The sequence below is a fragment of the Pseudomonas violetae genome, assembly GCF_023072615.1.
Lineage (GTDB): Bacteria > Pseudomonadota > Gammaproteobacteria > Pseudomonadales > Pseudomonadaceae > Aquipseudomonas > Aquipseudomonas violetae.
Genome location: NZ_JAKNRW010000050.1, coordinates 21,895 through 29,492 on the forward strand (window position 1 = coordinate 21,895; position 7,598 = coordinate 29,492).

The 7,598-nt window shown below is 60.3% G+C and carries 7 protein-coding genes; 2 read left to right on the forward strand and 5 right to left on the reverse strand.

Going from position 1 to position 7,598, the window contains the following annotated elements; genetic code table 11:
- Nucleotides 1-46 precede the first annotated feature (46 nt).
- From L9059_RS28560 to L9059_RS28575, 4 genes are all read right to left on the reverse strand, one after another.
- Entirely contained in the window at nucleotides 47-1,825 is a 1,779-nt protein-coding gene (locus tag L9059_RS28560; RefSeq protein WP_247294329.1) for a molecular chaperone, read from the reverse strand.
- 121 nt (nucleotides 1,826-1,946) lie between these two features.
- Entirely contained in the window at nucleotides 1,947-2,807 is an 861-nt protein-coding gene (gene asd / locus L9059_RS28565; RefSeq protein ID WP_045061852.1) for an archaetidylserine decarboxylase, read from the reverse strand.
- An 18-nt stretch (nucleotides 2,808-2,825) separates the two neighbouring features.
- A complete protein-coding gene (locus L9059_RS28570) occupies nucleotides 2,826-3,641 on the reverse strand; it encodes a rhodanese-like domain-containing protein (protein ID WP_247294330.1) in 816 nt (271 codons plus the stop codon).
- 42 nt (nucleotides 3,642-3,683) lie between these two features.
- A complete protein-coding gene (locus tag L9059_RS28575) occupies nucleotides 3,684-5,222 on the reverse strand; it encodes an HDOD domain-containing protein (protein ID WP_247294331.1) in 1,539 nt (512 codons plus the stop codon).
- A 166-nt stretch (nucleotides 5,223-5,388) separates the two neighbouring features.
- On the opposite strand from L9059_RS28575, the gene motA reads away from it, so the two are divergent.
- A complete protein-coding gene (motA, locus tag L9059_RS28580; RefSeq protein ID WP_247294332.1) occupies nucleotides 5,389-6,240 on the forward strand; it encodes a flagellar motor stator protein MotA in 852 nt (283 codons plus the stop codon).
- A gap of 3 nt (nucleotides 6,241-6,243) precedes the next feature.
- Nucleotides 6,244-7,272, forward strand: a complete 1,029-nt coding sequence (gene motB, locus L9059_RS28585) for a flagellar motor protein MotB (protein ID WP_247294333.1) — start codon at nucleotides 6,244-6,246, stop codon at nucleotides 7,270-7,272.
- A gap of 126 nt (nucleotides 7,273-7,398) precedes the next feature.
- Here the strand turns inward: motB and L9059_RS28590 are convergent.
- Nucleotides 7,399-7,598: hypothetical protein (locus L9059_RS28590; protein WP_247294334.1), on the reverse strand; the 200-nt coding region annotated here is incomplete at its 5' end.

The window sequence follows — 7,598 nt, forward strand, 5'->3', positions numbered from 1 at the left end:
GCAGTCTAACGGGAGCAAGCTCCCTCGCCACAAGTTGCAGGTGTCCTCAAAGCGACTTCCACAACGAATCAAAGTCCTCCTCAGCGCCGCCACCCGCGGCGTTTTCGTTTCTGGTCGACTCCAAGGATCGGTACGCAAACTGATTAAAACTGTTGGTGCTCGCCACCCGTCGATCCAGCCCTGCCCGGTGTTCCTCGCCGTTGGTATTGATCATCACCTTCTGCCCTTCCTGAAACGGCAGACGCGGGGCAAGCAGTGTGGCGGGCAGGTCTACGGCGCTGATCGCGGGTAACAACAGGCCGCGCAGGTAGTGGCTGTGATCATCATGTGTGCGCACCAGTTGCAGGCCACAGGGTTCGGCATAGGGCGCAACCTGCTCAATTCCCATCTGCGTGCCGCCGCCACGGACCTGACGAATCCAGCGTACCACCGCGATACTCCAGCCCTGGCCCGCGACGTCCTCGATGCCAACCATCTCGCCCGCCTGGAGCTCGGCAGGCACCTCGCCGGGCCAAGCCAGGCAATACCCCCCCGGACTGTGGTTGACCACTGGCAAAACATAGGTCGGGAAGTGCCTGTTGCTGTCGGCGGCGTCATTGCCATCATCGTTCTGCAACTGGGGATATTCGATTTCTTCGTAGGGCAGCAGGTCATGGGTGTTGCCATCGGGGGCTGCGTCAAAGGCGCGGCTCCATTGGTCCTGCGCCTTTGTCGCCGACGAAAGCGCGGAAAATGTTGCCTGTCGGCCTCCGTGGTTTTTCAGCAAGTCACTGAACGAACGTTGCCCGCCCAGATAGAAGTGCAGGGCGCTCATGCCCACGCACAGGGTCAGTTGGCCCTGGCTGGCAGTGCGCTGAAAACTACGCTCGGCCGTCTGTCCCCAGGCGGCACTCAGGTGTTGCAAGGTATCCAGGCTCAAGCCCGTCGGTACCGGCAGCGGCTGGGCCAAGTCGGTCTTGTGCAGATGAGCGTCGAGGGCGGCCACCAGAGGACGGGTATCGATTGCCAATAGGTCGCCCTGCTGTTCGCTCCTGAACTTGGAGCGATAACGCGGCGCGGCATCGAGCATTGGCGCGACCGCGAACAGCCCTTCGACAGATTGACCCGGACGCAGCGTTATCAGCGAGCTCCATGACTCCAGCACCTCGGCGAGGCGAGCAATCTGGTTCTGCCGCAGTTGATTGCAGCGTGCGGCACCCATTAGCAGCGCCGTGACATAAGTCTGCTCGATGCTCAGGTTTTGTGTCTGGCTGGCCAGATCGTCACGCACTCTCTGACGCTGGAGCTGATGCGAGCAGGCGATTCGATACAGTTGATGAAGCTCCAGCCAGAGGCCTTCCGGCGCCGGACAATAAAGCTGCGTCGCGCGCCCCAACGGCCCGTTGAGGCAATGAATCGCCCGTTGCAACGCATGGGTCAAGAGCGAGGCGCGATCCTTGCTGAAGCGTGGCGAGATGCGCAGGACGATCTGTTTGTAGCCAATAGCCAGGTGATTTTGCAATGCCTGGCAAAGGTTGGCGATTTTGCGTGAGCGCTCGTCCAGAACAATCGCCTGATGCAGGAAGTGCCGCTCCAGGTGTTTGCAGACGTAATACACCTCAGGTCGCAACAGCTCGAGCAGTTGCAGGCGATTGTCACTGGGGGTCAGCAGCTGGTTGAGCTCTCCCAGGCCTTGATAGAGCAGGCGGGCAGTTTCGCCAATGTTGGCCTTGGGCAGGTTGGCGATCCAGCGCTTGAGGTCGCGCGGGGTCGGCTCACAGAACGACAGCCGCGACTGTTCAGGGAGCGGTGCACGTAACAACTGGAGTGGACTGGTCTCATTCATGCCGAAAACCATAGCAGGAATCAGGTCGTGTAGGAGCGGCCGCAGGCTGCGATCTTTTGATTTTAATAACAAAGTCAAAAGATCGCAGCCTTTGGCAGCACCTACGGGGATAGGCTGGCTATCAGGCCTTCGGCAAACCCAGCGCCTGCCCCATCTGAACCGGCGACAGCGCGCCCAGGCCTTCAGCCCATTTCACCTGATCCGGCCCGAACAGCACCACGGCGGTCGAACCCAGCTTGAAGCGACCCAATTCCGCCCCTTTTTCCAGGTGGATCGGCGCACGGGCGGCTTCGTCGTAGCGGAAGGTTTTCAGTTCACGCTTCGGCGGAGTCACCAGGCCCGCCCAGACGGTTTCGATCGACGCAACAATCATCGCCCCTACCAGCACCACAGCCATCGGCCCGCGCTCGGTGTCGAAAATGCAGGCGACGCGTTCGTTGCGGGCGAACAGCTCCGGAACGTTTTCAGCGGTAGTCTGATTGACCGAGAAAATGCGGCCCGGTATGTAGACCATCTCGCGCAGAGTGCCGGCCAGCGGCATATGCACGCGGTGATAGTCTTTTGGCGACAGGTAGATAGTGGCGAAATCACCACCCATAAATGGTGCAGCATTGGCCGCATCGCCACCCAGCAGTTCCAGCACGCTGAAACTGTGGCCCTTGGCCTGGAACACGCGACCGTGCTCGATTGGGCCAAGCTGGCTGACGGCGCCATCGGCCGGGCTGAGGATCGCCCCCGGTGTTTCATCCAGAGGGCGCGCACCTTCTTTCAGGGCGCGGGTGAAGAACGCATTGAAATGTTCGTAGGCAGTCAGGTCTTCGACCAGGGCCTGGGACATGTCCACCTGATAACGCTTGGCGAACCAGGCGGTGAAGGCATTCTTGAACCAGCGCACGCGGCATTCGGCAATGCAGCCGGCCAGTCGCGAGAGCAAGTGATGAGGCAGCAGGTATTGGCTGAGGATAAACAGACGCTTGTTCATTAACTGTCCTTAAAAACCTTAGATCTCTACGGGGGTGTCGGGATGGTTGCCCCATTCGCCCCAGGAGCCGGCGTAACCCTTGACTCGCGGATAACCGAGCGCCTTGGCCACCAGGTAAGTGAAGCCAGAGCGATGGTGAGTCTGGCAGTGAGTAATAACTTCTTTGTCCGGGGTAATACCCAGTTGCTCCAGGATTTTCGGCATGTCGGTGCGGATGCGCAGGTTGCGCGTCTGATCCATGCCGGCAGTCCATTCAAAGTTGATTGCGCCGGGAATGTGCCCGGCCTTGGCAGCCAGGACTTTCTCGCCGGAGTACTCCAGCGGCGCGCGCGCGTCCCAAATGGCCAGGTCGGCGGCGCCTAGTCGGCTTTGCAGGTACTCGCGGGTCGCGGTGGGCTCTTCGTGCAGGGTCAGGCTTACCGGGCCGCCAACTGAAACCGGAAACTCGGTCGAGACCGGCAGGACTTCCGCCAGCCAGGACAGCAGGCCGCCATCAAGATAGTGGTAGTTCTTATGACCGATGACGTCGAGCAACCAGATGAAGCGCCCCGCCCAGCCACCGCCTTCGTCGTCATAGACCACATACACCGCATCCTTGTTGTGGCCCAGTTCGCCGAACAATGCTTCAAGTGCAGCATGCGGCGGCATCAGGCCCGGAGCGGGGAGCAGGCCAAGTTGCGTGCGCTTGGGGTCAACAAAGCGCGCGCCGGGGATATGCCCTTGGGCGTAGCGGGCACTGCTGGTGAGGTCCACCAGAATCAGATTGCGCGCGTCGAGACGGGCGAGCAGGTCGCCAGGCTCGATGACCAGCGCCAAGCCAGAGAAGTCAGACATGCGAGGTCTCCAGAGCACAAAAAGGGGGATTGTAACGCAGCCTCATTGGCCACGGTGGCTAAAGCTGTGTAGCGCCTTCTCGATGCATTGCGCGGTTTTACCGAAGGCTTGCACGGTGATGTCCGAGAACGGCCCGCCGCCCTGGTCCGCCACAACAAGCATGATGACCCGGCCATTATTGACCAGCGAACGCAGCAGCAAGTGTTCGCCGCCAAATAGCGAGCGCAGGCTGGCCGGTAGCAATGCGGAAAATTGCGCATTATTTTCCGGGGTCAGGCGCACCTGGGCCTGCTGTGAGAGTAGGCGTTGCAGCACGGAGCTCTGGCTGACCAGTAGATTCAGGCTGGCCGCGTCCTTGGGCAGCCCGGCGCTTTGATGCACGCGCAAATTGGCGTGGGTGCGATCGGCCATCAGGATCAGCACCCGGCGCATGCCGCAGGCAACTAGCGCATCCCTGGCGGACGTGGTCAGGTGCATCGCATTGGCAAAGCGGCTCGGCTCCACCAGCAACTCGGCACACACCTTGCGCCACTTGGCCAGATCTTCGGTTGTCGGCGGCGGGGGAGGCTGCAAGCCTGCCTGCAGCCGAGTGGTGTCCCAAGGCCAGATCAGCGAGACCGCCGGGTGCCAGAGGCCCGGCATCGCATGCAAACGTGCGCTGTTGGCGGCCTGCTGGTGCAATTGCTGCTGCACCTCGTCCATCGATATTTGTAGATACAGGCTGGTGAGGTACTGCCAGCGTCTGCTGTGGGGACTGTCCCAGGCCTGTTGCGCCGACAGCGCCAGGCCATTGGCCAGTAGGACGGTGTTGGCAGGCTGATTGAGCCAGCGGCGCAGGGTCGGGTCATCATCCAGACGATTCTGCTGGCGCAACGGGTGATCGCTGTCGCGGGCAATGCGCAGGACCTTGACCAGTTCTCGCTGTTCTTTGAGCAACAGACGGTAACCCTGCTGCACCCAGATCGGCAGGCGCCACAGGTCGACCAGCGCCTGGCAGATGTCCAGCAAACGCACGCCGAACAACTGTTGTTCGACCTTGCGCGCGGATTCACCTTTATGAATGACGCGTCGTTCCCACTCTTCAAGCAACTGCGGGTGGATCAGCGCCATCGGCCACAGCGGTGACAGAAACAGCAGGCTACCCCAATGGATGTCCTGCCACAGCCGCGCCAGGCGACTGGCGAAAAAACCATTGGCCTGCTGGGTCGCGTGCTGGCTGATCAGCTGCAGCTGGCGCAAGGCCACGGGGATTTCCAGTTGGGGCAGCGTCGGCAGGCGGGCGAGCAATTCTTCAGTGCGTTTCAGGCCGAGGCGATTGATCGCCACTTCGAGGTTTTCCGCCGGTTCGCTCATGCCGCTGCGGGCCTGCCGATTGGCTTCGCGGATCACGTTCAGCGCCAGGGCCGGGCTGCCCTGGATCAGCTCGGCGATATCACGCAATGAGCTGCGGTTGTTGCGAATCGCCTGGCATACCCGGTCATGACTGGCTTGCGGGACTGGCAGCCGCACGCTGTCTAGAAGCTTGGTCCAGCCTTCGAGAGTCGTGGGTTTTGGAGTTGGTACATTCGTTTCATTAGCCATGGTTGGACGTGATCATCGTCTGCATTACCTGCGCGCTGAATGAGCCAAAGTGGCTTTTCGCCTTAACGGGCTATAGTCTGGCGCAGTTTTGCCGATAAGTAGAAGAAGAGATTTTTTAACTTCCGAATATGACCTTGAACCCGACTCAGTAAGTGCTCTCCTACCTATGGCTAAAATAATCGGCATCATTGTCGTATTCGCGAGCGTACTCGGCGGATACGTGCTTTCCCACGGTAAAATTGCCGCCCTGATACAGCCTTTCGAGGTGTTGATCATCGGCGGTGCGGCGCTAGGTGCCTTCCTGCAGGCCAACCCCGGCTACATGACGATGCACGTGCTCAAGAAGTCCCTGAGCATGTTCGGATCGCGCTTCAGTCACGCCTTCTATCTTGAAGTGCTGGGCCTGATCTACGAGATCCTCAACAAGAGCCGCCGTGAAGGCATGATGGCGATCGAAGGCGACATCGAAGATGCGGCGGCAAGCCCTATCTTCGCCAAATACCCGACTGTGCTCAAAGATGAGCGCATGACCGCTTTCATCTGTGATTACCTGCGCATCATGTCCTCCGGCAACATGGCTCCCCATGAGCTTGAAGGCCTGTTCGACATGGAGCTCTACAGCCTCAAGGAAGACCTCGAGCACCCGTCCCACGCGGTCAACGGCATCGCCGACGCCATGCCGGGTTTCGGTATCGTGGCCGCGGTACTGGGCATCGTGGTGACCATGGCCTCCCTCGGTGAAGGCGACCAGAAAGCGATCGGCATGCACGTTGGCGCGGCGCTCGTCGGTACCTTCTTCGGTATCCTCGCGGCCTACGGTTTCTTCGGCCCGCTGGCCAATTCCCTGGCCCACGATGCCAAGGAAGAGTTGAACGTCTACGAGGCTATCAAGGCTTCGCTGGTCGCCTCGGCCTCCGGCATGCCGCCATCGCTGGCGGTGGAGTTCGGTCGCAAGGTCCTGTACCCGGCGCATCGTCCAAGCTTCTCCGAGCTGGAACAAGCGGTTCGCGGACGCTGAGTCATGGAAAACAACCAGCCAATAATCATCAAGCGCGTCAAGCGCATCGCCGGCGGGCATCACGGCGGCGCCTGGAAAATCGCCTTCGCCGACTTCGCGACAGCGATGATGGCGTTCTTCCTGGTGTTGTGGCTGCTGTCCACGGCAACGCCCGAGCAGAAGATCGCCATCGCCGGTTACTTCAAGGATCCGATCGGTTTCTCCGAAAGTGGCACGCCCTACATCATCGATCTGGGCGGTACGCCGACCCTGGCGCCGGAGAGTACCCTCAATCCTGAGGTCAAGTCCCAGCCGCAGCCGGACAAGGTGACCATCGATACCGAGCAGGTCGAAGGCATGGCCGAGCAGGTCGAGAAAGAGCGCCTGGAACTGTTGCTGCAGGAACTGCAGAACAAGGTCGACGAAAACCCGCAGCTGCAGAAATTCAAAGACCAGATCCTATTCGAGATTACCCCGAACGGCTTGCGCATCCAGATCATGGACGCGGAAAACCGGCCGATGTTCGACTCGGGCAGCGCCCGGCTCAAGCCTTATTTCGAAGACATCCTGCTGGCCATGGCTGACACCATCAAGGCCGTGCCGAACAAGGTCAGCATCAGCGGCCACACCGATGCCACGCCGTTCACCGGCACCGGCGAGTTTGGTAACTGGGAGCTGTCGGCCAACCGCGCCAACGCTGCGCGGCGTGCACTGGTAGCCGGCAGTTATCCGGAATCGCAGGTGGCGCGCGTGGTCGGTTATGCGTCCTCGGCACTGTTTGATCGGGTGAACCCGGTCAACCCGGTCAACCGTCGTATCGACATCGTGGTACTGACCAAAAGAGCCCAGGAAGCGATTGAAGGGGCGCAAGGTGCTGATCCGTCGGCCGCGCTGCCCCAAGGCCAGGGCGCACCGGGGGAGGTCCCGGCCACGCCGGTCGACCCGAACGCCTTGCCGGCAGATAAGCAGCCGATACCGGCGCATGAGATTCGCGAGCGGTTGAATCTGTTCGACAGCCCGGCGCCGAAACCGGGTGAACCGCCCAAGCCGTGACCCACAAAAAAGCCGACAGCGATGTCGGCTTTTTTGTGCCTGCTGTCTCGAGGTTGGGATCCTACTGATCGGTATTGAGCCGTTCATTGTGAGGCTGATTTCCAATAGCGAAGATTCCTACTTGGTTTAAAGACCCTTCCGACATAAATTTTTCCCCCCTATTGATAAATTGCCCGCCAATTTTGCGTGAACAGACCAAGGACGGTTTGGACGTCGCGCTTCATTTCCTCTTTGCTTAAGGATAAGCGTATGTTCGGATCGGCCAATACGGCGCACTTTGCGCTGCACATCCCCACTGTTCGCAACGATTTCAAAGTGCTCGCCTT